We start from the raw sequence: 15,880 nt of genomic DNA, 5'->3' as shown, positions 1-15,880 counted from the left end.
TTCCGGCCTGCCGGCGCGATGAACAAAACAGTAGTCCCCTCCATTGCATCCCTCGAACGCCACTGGTATGTGGTTGACGCGGAAAATAAGTGCCTCGGCCGCCTCGCCAGTGAGGTAGCCCAGGTATTGCGCGGCAAAAACAAGCCCACCTTCACGCCTCACCTGGATGCTGGTGATTTCGTGATTGTGATCAACGCCGAGAAGGTGAAGGTTACAGGCAATAAATCCAGCCAAAAGGTATATCGCCGCCATTCCGGCAGGCCCGGTGGCATGAAGGTGGAAACCTTCTCTGCCCTCCAAGGGCGCATTCCTGAAAGGATTGTGGAAACAGCYATTAAAGGAATGCTCCCCCACAACGCCYTAGGCCGTCAGTTGTTTCGCAAACTGAAGGTTTATAAGGGCACTGAGCATCCCCACGCTGCCCAGTTACCAAAACCCCTTGAGCTCAATCCCGCCGCAACCCTCAAATGACATTAAGCAATAAGCCAGTTGTGTATTGGGGCACAGGTCGCCGCAAAACCGCAGTTGCCCGTGTGCGGGTAGTTCCTGGTAGTGGCACCATCACCATCAATGGCCGCCCCGGCGATAACTACCTCAACTACAACCCCACCTACATCAGTTCCGTTCGGGCACCGTTGGAAACCCTCGGCCTGGCTAAGGAATACGACATTCTGGTGAATGTTCGTGGCGGCGGTTTAACCGGCCAAGCCGATGCCATTAAGCAGGGGGCGGCCAGGGCCTTGTGCGATCTGTCTCCCGACAACCGCAAACCACTTAAAAGTGAAGGTCACCTCAGCCGTGATCCTCGCGCTAAGGAACGTCGTAAATACGGCCTGAAGAAAGCCCGTAAAGCACCTCAATTCTCCAAACGCTAAACACAGCCATGCCAAAGGCCGATATTCATCCAACCTGGTATCCAGATGCCAAGGTGATCTGCAAYGGAGAGGTGGTTATGACCACAGGCTCCACTTCTCCTGAACTACATGTGGATGTGTGGAGTGGCAACCACCCCTTCTACACCGGTACCCAAAAAATCCTTGAYACCGAGGGCCGCGTTGATCGCTTCATGCGCAAATACGGCATGGGCGGCGTTAATGATGCGCCAAAAGAAACCTGATCACATCCTGAGTTCCGCCTGTTTTGGACAGCTCCTTCGTGACCGATCGGCTCGAAGCCACCTGTCGCACCTTTGAAGCCCTTGAACGCCAACTGGCTGATCCCAGCGTGGCGGCTGATCCGCAGCAACTACTAAAGCTTGCAAGGGAGCGTTCCAAGCTGGAACCCCTGGTGCTTGATTACCATCAGCTGCAAAACATCACCAAGCAAAGCCTGCAGGCAAAGGAAATGCTGCGGGAATCAAGGGGTGATGCCGAAATGGAATTACTGGCCCAAGAAGAAATTCAAAATTTAGAAACAGATCGTTTATTACTTGAAGAAAAACTACGCCTAGCACTATTACCAAGCGATCCCCGCGATGAACGCAGTGTGATGCTTGAAATTAGGGCTGGTGCCGGCGGTGATGAAGCTGCCCTATGGGCAGGTGATCTAGCCAGGATGTATGAACGCTTTGCTCAAACTGAAGGCTGGCAGGTGCAACCTGTGAGCACTTCAGAAGCAGAACTTGGTGGCTTTAAAGAGCTTATTTTGGCAATTCGYGGCGATGGAGTATTTAGCCAGCTGAAATATGAAGCCGGTGTTCATAGGGTGCAACGGGTGCCAGCAACTGAATCCCAAGGCAGGGTGCACACATCAACCGCCACCGTTGCGGTAATGCCAGAGGCAGATCCTGTTGATGTTCAACTAGACCCTAAAGATTTAGAAATAAGCACCGCCCGCTCCGGTGGTGCTGGCGGYCAAAATGTAAACAAAGTAGAAACTGCCATCGACCTATTTCATAAACCAAGCGGCATCAGAGTATTTTGCACCCAAGAGCGTTCGCAAATGCAAAATAGAGAGCGGGCTTTAGAAATATTAAGGGCTAAATTATTAGCTTTGGAGATGGAAGCAGCTGCAAATGCTGAAAGCTCAGCCCGCAGGGCACAAGTTGGTAGTGGCGATCGCAGTGAAAAAATCCGCACCTACAACTACAAAGACAACCGCACTACCGACCATCGCCTGGGGCGTAATTTTCCATTGGAAACAGTGCTTCARGGTCAACTAGCTGAAGTTATTGGTGCCTGCATTCATGCCGATCAACAAAAACAGTTAGAAGAGCTTGCCCACAATCACAATTAACTCAAGCACCGATCACATATTTACGCCATTCTTCYCTACGGCCATTGCGTATTTGACGGGTTGCTTCGAAATAGAGAGTGCTCACTGGCCGGCGCGGCACTGAACCCATAGGCATGTCGGCTTCCTTCGGGGTGCGGCTKCCTTTTCTTACATTGCAACGGATGCAAGCAGTTATCACATTTTCCCAAGTGTCTTGGCCGCCRCGGCTGCGGGGAATTACATGATCAATTGATAATTGCTCACCTTTATATCCACAATATTGRCAGGTGTGGTGATCGCGTTGGAAAACATTGCGGCGTGTTAGTGGTAATTCCTTAAAGGGAACCCGCACAAATTGCCTTAATCGAATAACGGTGGGCGATAAAAAGTCTTGGCGCAGGGTTCGCTGTTCATGTTCGAGCCCCTCCGCCTTTCCCTTAAGCACCATCACCACYGCCCTGCGCCAACTGGTGATATTGAGCGGCTCGTAGGACGCATTGAGAACGAGAACGTGGCCCACGCAATGCGCCCTGGGTGCGTTCATGCTAACGAAACATCGACCCCCATCAATGTCGCTCGTGATGCATGGTCCCCAGCAACGGGCCTGGGTGGAAATCAACCGGGAAGCGATCACTCAAAACACAAGCCGCATAATCGCCTCGCTCGCAGCTGATTGCCAGTTGATGGCAGTGGTAAAAGCCGATGGCTATGGCCATGGGGCAGTAACAGTGGCCCAGGCGGCCCTTAAAGGTGGTGCCAGCAGCTTTGGCGTTGCAACCCTCGCCGAGGCCATTGAACTGCGTCAAGCCGGTATCAAGCAGCCTGTGTTGGTGCTGGGCAATCTGCTGGAGCCTGAGGAATTTCGCTGTTGCCTYTATTGGCAATTGATGCCCACCATCAGCTGCCTMCGCCAAGCGCAGGTGGCAAACCAGGTGGCAGCAACWGCAGGCACSGCCCTTGCCGTTCAACTCAAGCTTGATACGGGCATGGCCCGTCTTGGCGCCCCATGGCAGGAGGGGCCGGATTTATGGCAAGCCCTAGGCGCCATGGCTGATCTGGAACTGCATGGTTTGTATTCCCATCTGGCTGATGCTGATCAAGCCGGCAGCAGCCAAACCGATTTACAAAAGCAACGCTTTGAGCAGGTTTTAAAACAGCTAGGTGACAWTCAACAAAGGCCTGGTTTTTTCCACYTRGCTAATTCGGCCGCCACCTTGGCTGATCGCAGCTTGCACTACAACCWWGTGCGGGTTGGGCTYGCGATCTACGGCCATGCACCCGCTGCCCACCTAAGCCAGAAACTAAACCTGCAAGCTGCGATGAGTGTGCGGGCCCGGGTAACCCTKATCAGGGAAGTGCCAAGCGGTGTTGGGGTGAGCTATGGCCATCGCTTCATTACAAAACGCCCCAGTCGCCTGGCCGTTTTAGGCATTGGCTATGCCGATGGTGTGGCCCGGTTGCTATCTGGACGCATGCATGTAATGGCCAAAGGCCAACGCCTACCCCAAGTTGGCAACATCACCATGGATCAAATGGTGATCGATGCCACCGACCTACCCAGCCTGCAGGAGGGGGAGGTGGTAACCCTGCTGGGGCAGGGGGAAAACGACCAAATCGGCCCTGAAATTTGGAGTGAAGCCTGTGGCACAATTCCCTGGGAAATACTTTGCAGCTTTAATCACCGCCTACCGCGGCTGCCCTCCAGCCAGGAGCACTGATAAGCTGCAAATACCGCTGGAGAGGTGGCTGAGCGGTTGAAAGCGGCTCCCTGCTAAGGAGTTACAGGGGGCAACTCTTGTCGAGGGTTCGAATCCCTCCCTCTCCGTTCCCACTAAAAAAACCTAGAGCAGATTTATCTCTTTAGGGATTCACTGAGCCTGCGCGCCAAAGCAGGCAAAAATTGGTTATCCGCTGCCCAACTSCTGCCTTCACTAAAGGCAACCAGCAGAAATGGRGCGCAATCTGGCACTTCGCAATAGGCCGCATCATGGCGCGCTTTGCTCATCCACCCGGCTTTGCTCCACAGGCAGCTGCCTTCAGCTAAGCCTTCACCCAAAAAACCATCCACTTGATTTTCGGGATCGCTGAGGCGTTCAGATTTATCAAGGCTGCGGCTCAAAGCAGCACGAATTCGGGCACTCGCTAATGGTGATTGCCAAGCGCCAGCGATCACCCCATGCAATAAACGGGCCGTTACATCTGTATTAAGGCGGTTGCGATTTTCTTTATTGCTGCCATAAAACTGTTGTTCTCGGCCATAGGGGCCATCGGTCCAGGTTTTTTGACAAACATTGCAACCCTCCCATTCCGGCCATGCCAAGCCTTCAAACCATTGATTAATTAGTTGGCGCTGGCGGGCCCAACTATTGAATGGATCAGCTGGTAACTCCGAGCCGCTGCTGGTGCCTGTGAGTAGGTCAACCACAAGGGAAGTGGCATCGTTGCTGGAATCACGCAACATCGCCCCAAAGGCACGGCGTAATTCAGCGCCTTCCAGCAATAGATCCCGGGCCAACCAACTTTCAACAGCAGCGGCATAAAAAAGCTTCACCACACTTGCTGGGTAGCGAAGCTGCCGGCCAAGGTGGCTGGCTCCAGMCTGGGGCATTTGCCAAAAATCCGCCTCACTTATGGAAGCTGCTAAATCAAGGGGAGAGCTGGAATAAACCAACCAAGTAACACTCAGTTCACTCAGATCAGCAGAGGTTTGCTCTGTTAGCTCAGCCAAATTGGCCGCCAGCAGTTCCCCCAGATTTGGATCCTGGCTGTAGAACGCCATTGCATCAGCACACCGCAATGGCGACCCTAAACGCCCTGCCCGAAAATCTTGCGGCAACGCCAGAGCTGCTGCTACCCCTTAGCCGCTGGCAACTAACTCTCCCCTTAAACCTCTACAGCTCCCCCAGGGGCATGGGTTTAGCYACCCAGGCATGGCCAGGCCGCCGCTTGCRGTTGCTGGCGGAACCAGCCCAAGAGAAGCGCCGCCTGGTGCAACTAGARGAAGATGGCTATCGCGGCTGGATTGATCCCCAGCAATTGCTTGGCAATGGGGTTAGCTGCCCGGCCCATCGCCCCAGGCTTCTAGATGCAGCGGCAATTGATGCCCTGATGCCTCAATTGCTCACAAATGCAATGGCGGCAATGGCTGTGCCAAACAATTACCTATGGGGAGGCAGCCTCGGCCCCAACTTTGATTGTTCGGGCATTGTTCAACGTTTATTTGCCGATCTCGGTGTTTGGATTCCAAGGGATGCCTATCAACAGGAACGTTTTTGCCAAGCCATAGCTGTTAATTCAAATTGCTTAAGCCTCTTAAAACCAGGTGATCTGATCTTTTTTGGCAGCCCCCAACGCTGCAGCCATGTGGGTTTGCACCTGGGCGAGGGCAGATACCTGCACAGCTCTGGGGCCAGCCATGGCCGCAATGGCATCGGCATCGATGCGTTATGGGCTAGCGATAAGCACCCTGTTGCCTGCCATTACAGGGCTGAATTACGGGGTGCTGGCAGAGTGCAGCGCTGCCACGATGGCAGCCATCTCCCCTGAACATCCGCCGGCCGTGACCATTTCCGTGGTGATACCCCTTTTCAATGAAGAGGAGAGCCTGCCCCTACTAGTTGCCCAATTGCTTGGCACCATGCGGGGTTTTGGCGAACCATTTGAACTGGTTTTAGTAGACGACGGCTCCAGCGATGGCACCGCAAAAGTTCTAAGCCAACTCAGCAAAACCACCCCTGAATTGGTGGCCGTATTACTGCGGCGCAACTATGGCCAAACAGCGGCAATGGCTGCTGGTTTTGATGCAAGCCAAGGGGAAGAGATCGTTACCCTCGATGGTGATCTTCAAAACGACCCAGCCGATATCCCACTGATGTTGCAGAAATTACGGGAGGGTTTTGATCTGGTGAGCGGCTGGCGCCATCAACGTCAAGATGCTGCCCTTAGCCGMCTTCTGCCCTCAAAACTGGCTAACCGATTGATTGCTTCCGTTACCGATGTGCGGCTCCACGACTACGGCTGCTCCCTAAAGGCCTATCGCCGTGAAGTGTTAGCCGACATGAATCTCTACGGTGAATTGCATCGCTTTCTGCCGGCCCTGGCCTCAATTGAAGGGGCTCGGATTACAGAACTGAAGGTGAACCATCAACCCCGCCGTTATGGCAAAAGCAAATAYGGCATCGATAGAACCTTTCGGGTGCTGATGGATTTGCTCACGGTGTGGTTCATGAAGCGCTTCCTCACAAGGCCCATGCATGTKTTTGGCTTCTGGGGATTACTTGCAATTGCAGCAGGCAGCCTCATGGGTKTGGTGTTGGTGGCCGAAAAGCTCTTGGGCAACAACATYGGCAACCGCCCCCTGCTCACCCTTTGCGTGTTGCTACTGCTGGCAGGGGTGCAACTTTTTTGCTTTGGCCTTCTKGGGGAACTAATGATGCGCACCTACCACGAAAGCCAAGGACGCCCTATTTATCGGATTAGAGCCACCTTGAGGGGTGCCGCAGGTTGAACTTTTATGACGCCCATGGCAAGCCAGCGAACCTGGGCAATAGAGCTCCGTACAGTCCGATGGCTGGAGCCTCGGCTCCTGATGTCCTGAMAGGTGTTTTCAACCAATGACGGGAGAATTTGCCGCAGCCTGGATGCCCTCAGTGTTCATTCCACTGGTGGGAATCGGCTTGCCTGCAGTGGTTATGGCTCTGCTTTTCAATGTGATTGAGGCTCGCGACTGAGATGACTGTTACCCCCGTGGCCGACCCCTGCGTCGGCAATCTGGCCACACCGGTAAATAGCAGCTGGTTCACGAAGGCCTTCCTGAATGCCCTGCCTGCCTATCGCCCTTCCCTTTCCCCTAATCGCAGGGGCTTGGAAGTGGGGATGGCCCATGGCTTCTTCCTCTACGGACCCTTCAGCATTTGCGGCCCACTCCGCAACACCGATTACGCCGCCACCGCTGGTTTACTAGCCGCCGTTGGTTTGGTTTCAATCCTCACGGTTTGCCTCTCCATCTACGGCACCGCCGGCAGGGGACCAAACGTGCAGCCCCCTGATGCCACCATTGACAATCCCCCCGCAGACCTGTTCACCAAAGCGGGTTGGGCGGAATTTGCCAGTGGTTTTTGGCTAGGCGGCTGCGGTGGTGCAGCCTTTGCTTGGTTCCTAGCTGGCACCACCCTGGTTTCACCTCTGGTGAATATTGCCGGTGGTGTTTGGAGCGTGGGTTGAGCAAAAACTGACAAGATCGGTTAACCACCGCAGGCATTCCTGCTGATGTCGGTTTCTGATCCGTTTTTAAAGCGACCGCTGCTCACCTTGGTGCTCAGCGTGCTCGTGGTWCTTGCTGGGGTGCTGAGCCTTTTRGGCATGCAGGTGGAAAACCTGCCCCCCATCGCCCCCAGCAAAGTAACCGTTAGGGCCAATTACCCYGGCGCWGGCGCTGAGGTGGTTGAGCAGGGTGTAACAACCCTGCTGGAACGCCAGCTGAACAGCCTGGAGCGGCTTGAATCGATTCGCTCCTCCAGCACCGCCAATGGGGCAAGTGTTGAACTCACTTTTAGTGAGGGMGTTGCWGATGATCGTCGCAGCTCAGAACTAAATCAAATCAATGTTCAAAACGAAGCAAACCTYGTTACACGCCAATTACCGCAATCGGTAATTCGCCAAGGTTTGCAGGTGAGGCGCACCAGCACCGATTTGCTCATGGTGCTTAGTTTTAGCGATAAAAGTAAAATATATAGCCAGCAATTCATCAGTAGCTGGGTAGATCGCTACCTGCGCGATCCCCTATTAAGGCTTCCAGGAATTGGCGAAGTTACACTCACCGGCAGCGGCAATCTTGCCTATCGGCTCTGGCTTAATCCACAACAATTAAATCGCTACCGCCTCACAATCAACGACGTTAGCGCCGCATTACAAAAAGAAAATGTATTAGCGGCACTGGGGCAGGTGGGTGATGCGCCAAGCCCTGATCGCCAGCAATACAACCTCCCCCTGCGCATGGAGGGCCGCCTGCGCAGCCAAACCGAACTCGAAAATCTAATCGTTGCTCCTTTAGCTGATGGCAATAGCGTTAGGTTGAAGGATTTAGGCAGAGTTAGCCTGGGGGATGAGAACTACAGCAGCAGCGCCCGCAACTTAAAAGGTGAGGCAACCGTTGCCCTTTCCATATATCAAAGGGATGGCAGCAACGCCCTGGAATTAAGTGAAGCGGTGCAACAACTTTTAGATCAAGTGCGCGCTGATGTGCCGCCAGGGCTTCAGATACAAACGATTGTAGATGTGGCAGATAACGTTCGCGAAAACATCCATCACGCCGTTGATGCCCTTAGGGATGCGGTTCTACTGGTGTTTTTAGTTTTACTATTAGGCTTAGGGAATTGGCGCCTAGCTGTGATAACAGCCATCGCAGTTCCGGTTTCATTGTTTGGCAGCTTTATTTTATTGCGGGGCATGGATGGCTCCATTAACACCCTCACCCTATTCGGCCTTGTTTTGGCATCTGGGGTGGTAGTTGATGATGCAATTGTTGTTAGCGAAGACATTGGCAGACGCATCGATCAAGGGGAGACGCCAAGCCAAGCGGCAGCTAATACGATGCATGAACTTAGCGGTGCCGTAATTGCCACATCACTGGTTTTAGTGGTGGTATTTCTGCCGGTATTACTAATGCCTGGCTCCGTAGGAAAACTATATCAACCGATCGCAGTGGTAATTGGCAGTTCAATTTTAATCTCAATGCTCAACGCACTCACCTTCACACCAGTTGCATCTACGCTAATACTTTCACAAAAATTCGGGGCAGCTCCCAAACAACTTCTACCTGTACAAAATTTCATAAAACGCTGCGAAAAATGGCTGCTTAGTTTACAAAATCCATACCAGAAAGCATTGGAATTCGCCTTGAGGCAGCGGCGTTTTGTTGTTATTGGTTTATTTGCGGGCCTGCTAATTACCGGCATAGGCGTTAAGAGTATTCCCACTGGTTTCATTCCCCAAGAAGACGATGGTCAAATCCGTGGTGTGCTTGTTCTGCCTGAAGGTGCTTCCCTAAAACGTACGGAAAAAGCGATGGAGCAAATCCGTAAAGTAGTTGAGAAAGAACCATTAATACGCGTTGGTAATTTCTATGCAGGCCGTTCATTTGGTGATAGCGCTTCAAATAAAGGTGTATTTTTTCTACGGCTACAGCCATTGGATAAAAGGGGCTACGGCAAAGAACAAAGCACGGCTGCGGTTATTGAGAAACTAAATCTGCCCCTACGCAAAGCATTAAAGGGAAGCGGCCGGGTAAATCTCAGCCAGCCACCGCCGGTGCGGGGATTTGGATCAGAAGGTGGGCTTGAACTCGAATTATTGGATGTGAGTGCAGGCGGCCTAAGCCTTGGCGCCTTTGGGGAGGAGGCGCAAGACTTTATCCGTAAAGCGGAAGCCACTGGCAAATTTGAAAGGGTAAGCACTCGATTTAATCCAGATTCACCCGCCCTACAGGTGGTGCCTAATCGCGAAAGAATGGCRGCCRTTGGTGTGAACCTGCAAGATCTGGTGGCGGTGTTGGGCGAAAGTTTTGGCAGCAGTTATGTGAACGACACCTTTGAAGACGGCAGGGTGCGCCGCATCCTGATTCAGTTGGAAGCTGAAGACCGCAGCAAACCAGAGGATGTGCTGCGTTTAATGGTGCGCAATCGCAAGGGTGAATTAATCCCGGTTTCCAGYTTGGTGMGYCTTGAGCAGGCCTATGGACCCACAAGCATCAACCACAGCGAACAAAGCCGTTCCATAGCAATCCAAGCCTTGCCCAAAGCAGGCATCAGCAGTGGCCAAGCAATTGAACTGGTGCAACAGGTGCAGGCCCAGCGCAATAGCCCCATCACTGAATTGAACTTCACAGGTCTTACCCGGGAAGAACAAAAAGCCAGTGGCAGCACCTGGGGTTTATTTGGGCTTGGTTTAGCAGTGGTGTATCTACTGCTGGCAGCGCTTTATGAAAGTGCAATCGATCCATTGGTRATTCTAATCACCGTGCCTTTGGGTTTACTTGGMGTGGTGATTGGGCTTGCCAGCAGGGGATTTTTTCTTGATGTGTATGGCCAAGTGGGAATTTTGGTGCTGATCAGCCTCGCGGCAAAAAACGGGATTTTGATCGTTGAATTTGCCAATCAAAAACTGCGTGAGGGCAAAGCAGTGGAAGTGGCAATTAGGGAAGCAGCTGCCTTGAGATTGCGGCCAATCCTGCTCACTGCAGTGGCTTCACTGGCAGGGTTCCTACCACTYGTGCTTGCTAGGGGCGCAGGGGCTGCCAGCAGGGCAAGCATTGGCACCGTGGTTTTTAGCGGTTTGCTTGTTTCCACAAGCTTAAGTTTATTTGTACTGCCGGTGATCTATGAAATTGTTAAACAGTGGGAGCTGAGGGGCAAAAAAAATACTGGTTAAGAAATGGTTTAGRCGGGCTTTGATTTGGCARGATCAAGTTAGATAGCTSCAAGCAAATGAAAGCACCAAAAAAGCTGCCTGATCACTTGAAATTTGAAGAAAGYACCCTGCGGGCTGCCGCTTCGGTTCTATTTAGACGCCTTATTGGCGGTGGGATGAAGGCAGAGGAGGCAGCGAGCTTCATTTGCGATCAGCTCAAGCAGCATTTAATCAATGAACATAAAACTGATATGGAATGCCTAAATAAATAAAAGATACTTAAAAAGGGATATAAATAAAGGCATAAAAAAACCTCCGCCGCAGCGGAGGYTTRAGATCAATCAGAATGATTAATCAGAATGGTAGTAGCAACTATCCAAACTTACTTGCAGTTGATGCAATCAAGAATGCAGCGTAGGTGAGGATATAACCAATGGTGAAATGAGCCAAACCAACCACCCGAGCCTGCACGATAGATAGGGCTACGGGCTTATCACGCCAGCCCACCAAGTTGGCGAGGGGAGTGCGTTGATGGGCCCAAACGATGGTTTCAATCAGCTCCTGCCAATAACCGCGCCAAGAGATCAGGAACATGAAACCGGTTGCCCACACAAGGTGACCAAACAGGAACATCCAAGCCCAAACGGCGAGATTATTTGAACCCATGGGGTTGTAGCCATTGATCAACTGGGAGCTATTAAGCCACAGGTAATCACGGAACCATCCCATCAGATAGGTGCTTGATTCATTGAACTGGGCCACATTTCCCTGCCAAATAGCAAGGTGTTTCCAGTGCCAATAGAAAGTAACCCAACCAACGGTATTCAAGGCCCAGAAAACAGCTAGATAGAAGGAATCCCAGGCTGAGATGTCGCAGGTGCCGCCACGGCCGGGGCCATCACAGGGGAAGGAATAGCCGAAGTCCTTTTTGTCGGGCATCAGCTTGGAACCCCTGGCATCAAGGGCACCCTTCACAAGKATGAGCGTTGTGGTGTGAAGTCCGAGGGCAATTGCATGGTGCACAAGGAAATCACCAGGGCCGATCGGYAGRAACAGATCGGTATTAGGTGAGTTGATTGCATTCATCCAACCACCCATGTAGGCCGCATTTGCATGGCTGGCGGCGCTGCCCGCATTAGAGAGCAGCACATCCATGCCATACATGGCCTTACCGGAAGCAGCCTGCACAAACTGGGCGAAAACCGGCTCCACCAAGATCTGCTTTTCAGGGGTACCGAAGGCAACTACTACGTCGTTATGAACGTAGAGGCCAAGGGTATGGAAACCAAGGAAAAGAGATACCCAGCTGAGGTGACTAATGATTGCTTCTTTGTGATCAAGCATCCGAGCCAGAACATTGTTCTTATTGGCTTCAGGGTCGTAATCACGAATGAAGAAGATCGCACCGTGGGCAAAGGCACCGCACATCAAGAAGATGGCGATGTATTGGTGGTGGGTATACAGGGCTGCCTGGGTTGTGTAGTCCCTCGCGATGAAGGCATAGGAGGGCATGGCATACATGTGTTGCGCCACCARACTGGTGATCACACCTAGGGATGCCAAGGCCAAACCAAGCTGGAAGTGCAGCGAGTTATTAATCGTGTCGTAGAGGCCCTTATGGCCGGCGCCCAAGTTGCCTGGGGTGCCCTGGGGGGGATTGTGGGCTTCAAGAATTTCGCGAATCGAGTGACCGATGCCGAAATTGGTGCGGTACATGTGGCCAGCGATCACAAAGATGCAACCGATAGCCAAATGGTGGTGGGCGATATCAGTGAGCCACAGGGCTTCACTCTGGGGGTGAAAACCACCGAGGAAGGTGAGGATCGCTGTGCCAGCTCCTTCGGAACTACCGAAGATTTGGTTCATGCCATCTGGATTTTCGGCATAAACACCCCAATTGCCGGTGAAGAAGGGTCCAAGACCGGCTGGGTGGGGAAGCGTGGTGAGGAAGTTGTCCCAACCAACGTGTTGACCACGGGCTTCTGGAATGGCCACGTGAACCAGGTGACCGGTCCAGGCGATTGAACTAAAGCCAAACAGCACCGCRAGGTGGTGATTGAGCCTTGATTCAGCGTTTTTAAACCACGCCAAGGAGGGGCGGAATTTTGGCTGGAGATGGAGCCAACCGGCAAATAAAGCCCAAGCCGAGAGGATCATCATGAAGATGGAACCTTGATACAGCTCGGCATTGCTGCGCATTCCAATGGTGTACCACCAGTGGTACAAACCGGAATAGGCAATGTTTACCGGGGATGAAGCACCMGCTTGGGTAAAGGCATCGATGGCGCCTTGACCGAAGTGGGGATCCCAAATCGCATGGGCGATGGGACGGATATGCAGGGGATCTGTAACCCACTGCTCAAAGTTGCCTTGCCAGGCGATATGGAACAGGTTTCCCGACACCCAGAGGCCAATGATGGCCAAATGTCCGAAGTGGGTGGAGAAGAGCTTTTGGTAAAGCTTCTCCTCGGTCATGCCGTCGTGGCTCTCGAAATCGTGAGCCGTGGCAATGCCGTACCAAATGCGGCGGGTGGTGGGGTCCTGGGCCAGACCCTGGCTAAACGAAGGAAATTTCGTTGCCATTGGATGAGGTCAGAAGGGGGTAAGTCAGCCCACCGCGATGATGCGGGCCAAGAAGAAGGACCAAGTGGTAACGATGCCGCCTAACAAGTAGTGGGCAACGCCAACCGCACGGCCTTGAAGAATGCTCAGGGCACGGGGCTGGATAGCCGGAGCAACCTTGAGCTTGTTGTGAGCCCAAACGATGGACTCAATCAATTCCTGCCAATAGCCGCGGCCGCTGAACAGGAACATCAGGCTGAATGCCCAGATGAAGTGGGCGCCCAGGAACATCAGGCCATAGGCACTGGTGGCTGAGCCGTAGCTGTTGATCACCTGGGAGGCTTGGGCCCACAGGAAATCACGCAACCAGCCATTAATGGTGAGGGCACTTTGGGCAAAGTTGCCGTTGGTGATGTGCTGAATGGTGCCGTTTGCATTAACGGTTCCCCAAACGTCGCTTTGCATCTTCCAAGAGAAGTGGAAGATCACGATCGAGAGGGAGTTGTACATCCAGAACAGGCCAAGGAACACATGGTCCCAACCGGAAACCTGACAGGTACCGCCACGGCCGGGGCCATCGCAGGGGAAGGCAAAACCGAGGTTTGCTTTGTCTGGAACCAAGCGTGAACTACGGCTRTAAAGCACGCCCTTGAGCAGGATCAACACCGTCACGTGAATCGTGAAGGCATGGATGTGGTGCACCATGAAATCAGCGGTGCCTAGGGGGATTGGCCCCACCGCAATCTTGTTGCCCACCGCTATCACCGTGCCATTGAACACTTCGCTCACGCTGGCAAGGGCGTTGGGGGCAGTGGTGCCCGCTGCTGCCGCATGCAGGCCTTGAATCCACTGGGCAAATACCGGACGCAGCTGAATTGCTGAATCACTAAACATGTCTTGGGGACGCCCCAAAGCACGCATGGTGTCGTTGTGGATATACAAGCCAAAGCTATGGAAGCCCAACCAGATGCACACCCAATTGAGGTGGCTGATCAGRGCATCACGGGCCTTGAGTACCCGATCAAGCACGTTGTCCACATGCTTGGCGGGGTCGTAGTCGCGCACCATGGCGATGGAAGCATGGGCCCCAGCACCAACGATGAGGAAACCACCAATCCACATGTGGTGAGTAAATATCGACAGCTGCGTTGGGTAATCGATACCTATATATGGATATGGAGGCATCGCATACATGTGCTGGGCAACGATGATGGTTAAGGAACCAAGCATCGCCAAGTTCACAGCCAACTGGGCATGCCAGGAGTTGGTCATGAACTCAAACAAACCATCGTGACCACGGCTAGCTGGGAACAGGAGGGGATCACCCTTCTGGCCCTCAAGGATCTCCTTGATGCTGTGGCCAATGCCCCAGTTGGTTCTATACATGTGGCCAGCAACGATGAACAGAACCGCAATCGCCAAGTGGTGATGGGCGATGTCTGTCATCCAAAGGCTGCCGGTTACAGGATTCAGGCCACCCTTAAAGGTGAGGAAATCGCTGTAGGCAGCCCAGTTACCGGTAAAGAAAGCACCAATGCCTTCCTTAATACCTGGATACAACTGACCCAACAAATCCTGATTCAGGAAAGCGTGGGGCAGGGGAATATCAGCCACTGAGGCAATGGTTTTGCCATCAAGACTGAGGGGTTGCCCCGCATCGATGGCATCCATCAACAGGGTGGTGGGCAGGGACACATGAATCAGGTGTCCTGTCCAGGAAAGGGATCCCAACCCAAGCAAACCAGCCAAGTGGTGGTTGAGCATCGACTCAACGTTTTGGAACCACTCCAGCTTTGGTGCTGCCTTGTGGTAGTGGAAAACGCCTGCATTGAGCATCAGGCCAGCCATCACAAGAGCGCCAATGGCGGTAGCCAGTAGCTGGGTTTCATTGGTGAAACCCCAGGCGCGCCAAACATGGAAAAGGCCGGAGGTCATCTGGATGCCGTGGAATCCAGCACCCATGTCGCCGTTAAGGATCTCCTGGCCAAAAATTGGCCAAACCACCTGGGCACTCGGTTTGACGTGCAGGGGATCGGCTAACCAGCCGGAGTAGTTGGAGAAACGCGCTCCGTGGAAGAAGGCGCCGCTCAACCAAATAAAGATCACGGCCAAGTGGCCGAAGTGAGCGCTGAAGATCTTGCGGGAAACCTCTTCAAGATCACTGGTGTGACTGTCGAAGTCGTGAGCGCGAGAGTGGAGGTTCCAAATCCAGGTTGTGGTTTTGGGGCCTTTAGCAAGGGCTCGATCGAAATGTCCGGGCTTGCCGAGCGTGTCGAAATCGACAGGTACGGGGTTCCGGTCGACCATTGCCTTCGCTTTACTCCCACGTTCTGGTGGGCTGATGGTCATCGAGACGTTCCTCGAGGGTTGGGGTCGGAGGCCAAGGGGAAAAACCCAAGGCCGCTGGGGCACAAAATCCCAGAAAAAACAAGGGCAAAACCCCTGCTAGCACTGGGTAACGGGCCCCAGCTTGGGGGACCGCTTTTTTGAGTATACGCATCAAAAGCGGCCTGTTTGCAATGCAGTTACAAAGGTTCAATCCCTGTGGGGGACAGGGGTTTTTACTAAGCAAAATAACAACAAAAAGCTTTTATTTTTTGGAGTTGATAAACACATTTAAGGGGTAATTGCCCCGTTTGAATCATGTGATTAATCGGTGCATTAACTGCGCTTCACTGGAATAGCGTCAACCTGTTTG

14 protein-coding genes and 1 tRNA gene are annotated in these 15,880 nt (G+C 53.0%); 11 read left to right on the top strand and 4 right to left on the bottom strand.

The window, feature by feature from the left end:
* Positions 1-18: 18 nt before the first annotated feature.
* The 4 genes from rplM to prfA are packed head-to-tail and all read left to right on the top strand — an operon-like array spanning position 19 to position 2,235.
* A complete protein-coding gene (gene rplM, locus C7K08_RS00295) occupies positions 19-471 on the top strand; it encodes a 50S ribosomal protein L13 (protein ID WP_106498657.1) in 453 nt (150 codons plus the stop codon).
* On the top strand, positions 468-875 hold the full coding sequence (rpsI, locus tag C7K08_RS00290) for a 30S ribosomal protein S9 (protein ID WP_106498656.1): 408 nt from the start codon (positions 468-470) through the stop codon (positions 873-875). Before rplM ends, rpsI begins: the two co-directional genes overlap by 4 nt.
* Before the next feature lie 8 nt (positions 876-883).
* Complete coding sequence (gene rpmE / locus C7K08_RS00285; protein WP_106498655.1) at positions 884-1,117, top strand: 50S ribosomal protein L31; 234 nt, start codon at positions 884-886, stop codon at positions 1,115-1,117.
* 23 nt (positions 1,118-1,140) lie between these two features.
* A complete protein-coding gene (gene prfA, locus C7K08_RS00280) occupies positions 1,141-2,235 on the top strand; it encodes a peptide chain release factor 1 (RefSeq protein ID WP_106498654.1) in 1,095 nt (364 codons plus the stop codon).
* Position 2,236: 1 nt separating this feature from the next.
* On the opposite strand, the gene C7K08_RS00275 is transcribed toward prfA, so the two are convergent.
* On the bottom strand, positions 2,237-2,734 hold the full coding sequence (locus C7K08_RS00275; protein ID WP_106498653.1) for an HNH endonuclease: 498 nt from the start codon (positions 2,732-2,734) through the stop codon (positions 2,237-2,239).
* A gap of 49 nt (positions 2,735-2,783) precedes the next feature.
* On the opposite strand from C7K08_RS00275, the gene alr reads away from it, so the two are divergent.
* Both alr and C7K08_RS00265 read left to right on the top strand, forming a co-directional pair.
* On the top strand, positions 2,784-3,932 hold the full coding sequence (gene alr / locus C7K08_RS00270; protein ID WP_241536929.1) for an alanine racemase: 1,149 nt from the start codon (positions 2,784-2,786) through the stop codon (positions 3,930-3,932).
* A gap of 18 nt (positions 3,933-3,950) precedes the next feature.
* Positions 3,951-4,039, top strand: a tRNA-Ser gene (locus C7K08_RS00265).
* A 27-nt stretch (positions 4,040-4,066) separates the two neighbouring features.
* Here C7K08_RS00265 and C7K08_RS00260 read toward each other — a convergent pair.
* Complete coding sequence (locus tag C7K08_RS00260) at positions 4,067-4,993, bottom strand: serine hydrolase (RefSeq protein WP_106498651.1); 927 nt, start codon at positions 4,991-4,993, stop codon at positions 4,067-4,069.
* Positions 4,994-5,010: 17 nt separating this feature from the next.
* Here C7K08_RS00260 and C7K08_RS00255 point away from each other — a divergent pair, with 17 nt between their 5' ends.
* The 5 genes from C7K08_RS00255 to C7K08_RS00235 all read left to right on the top strand — a co-directional run bounded on the left by C7K08_RS00255 (position 5,011) and on the right by C7K08_RS00235 (position 10,641).
* Positions 5,011-5,760, top strand: coding sequence for a C40 family peptidase (locus C7K08_RS00255; protein WP_106498735.1), 750 nt, complete (start codon positions 5,011-5,013; stop codon positions 5,758-5,760).
* Positions 5,741-6,721 (top strand): glycosyltransferase family 2 protein, encoded by a 981-nt coding sequence (locus tag C7K08_RS00250; protein WP_106498650.1) that lies wholly within the window; start codon positions 5,741-5,743, stop codon positions 6,719-6,721. The genes C7K08_RS00255 and C7K08_RS00250 overlap by 20 nt, the downstream gene beginning before the upstream one ends.
* Before the next feature lie 106 nt (positions 6,722-6,827).
* Positions 6,828-6,944 (top strand): photosystem I reaction center subunit VIII, encoded by a 117-nt coding sequence (locus tag C7K08_RS00245; protein ID WP_106498649.1) that lies wholly within the window; start codon positions 6,828-6,830, stop codon positions 6,942-6,944.
* Between the two features lies 1 nt (position 6,945).
* Entirely contained in the window at positions 6,946-7,437 is a 492-nt protein-coding gene (locus tag C7K08_RS00240) for a photosystem I reaction center subunit XI (RefSeq protein ID WP_106498648.1), read from the top strand.
* A gap of 45 nt (positions 7,438-7,482) precedes the next feature.
* The gene (locus tag C7K08_RS00235; protein WP_193464794.1) at positions 7,483-10,641 is read left to right on the top strand and encodes an efflux RND transporter permease subunit; all 3,159 of its coding nucleotides are present in this window, start codon (positions 7,483-7,485) and stop codon (positions 10,639-10,641) included.
* Between the two features lie 351 nt (positions 10,642-10,992).
* Here C7K08_RS00235 and psaB read toward each other — a convergent pair whose 3' ends face one another.
* Together psaB and psaA are read right to left on the bottom strand one after the other, a co-directional pair.
* Positions 10,993-13,203: a photosystem I core protein PsaB gene (gene psaB, locus C7K08_RS00225; protein WP_106498645.1), complete on the bottom strand. Its 2,211-nt coding sequence runs from the start codon at positions 13,201-13,203 to the stop codon at positions 10,993-10,995.
* Positions 13,204-13,227: 24 nt separating this feature from the next.
* Positions 13,228-15,531 (bottom strand): photosystem I core protein PsaA, encoded by a 2,304-nt coding sequence (psaA, locus tag C7K08_RS00220; protein ID WP_106498644.1) that lies wholly within the window; start codon positions 15,529-15,531, stop codon positions 13,228-13,230.
* Between the last annotated feature and the right edge of the window lie 349 nt (positions 15,532-15,880).

It is taken from the genome of Synechococcus lacustris str. Tous, assembly GCF_003011125.1.
Classification (GTDB): Bacteria; Cyanobacteriota; Cyanobacteriia; order PCC-6307; family Cyanobiaceae; genus Synechococcus_D; species Synechococcus_D lacustris.
This window is presented reverse-complemented; position numbering and strand designations above follow the sequence as displayed.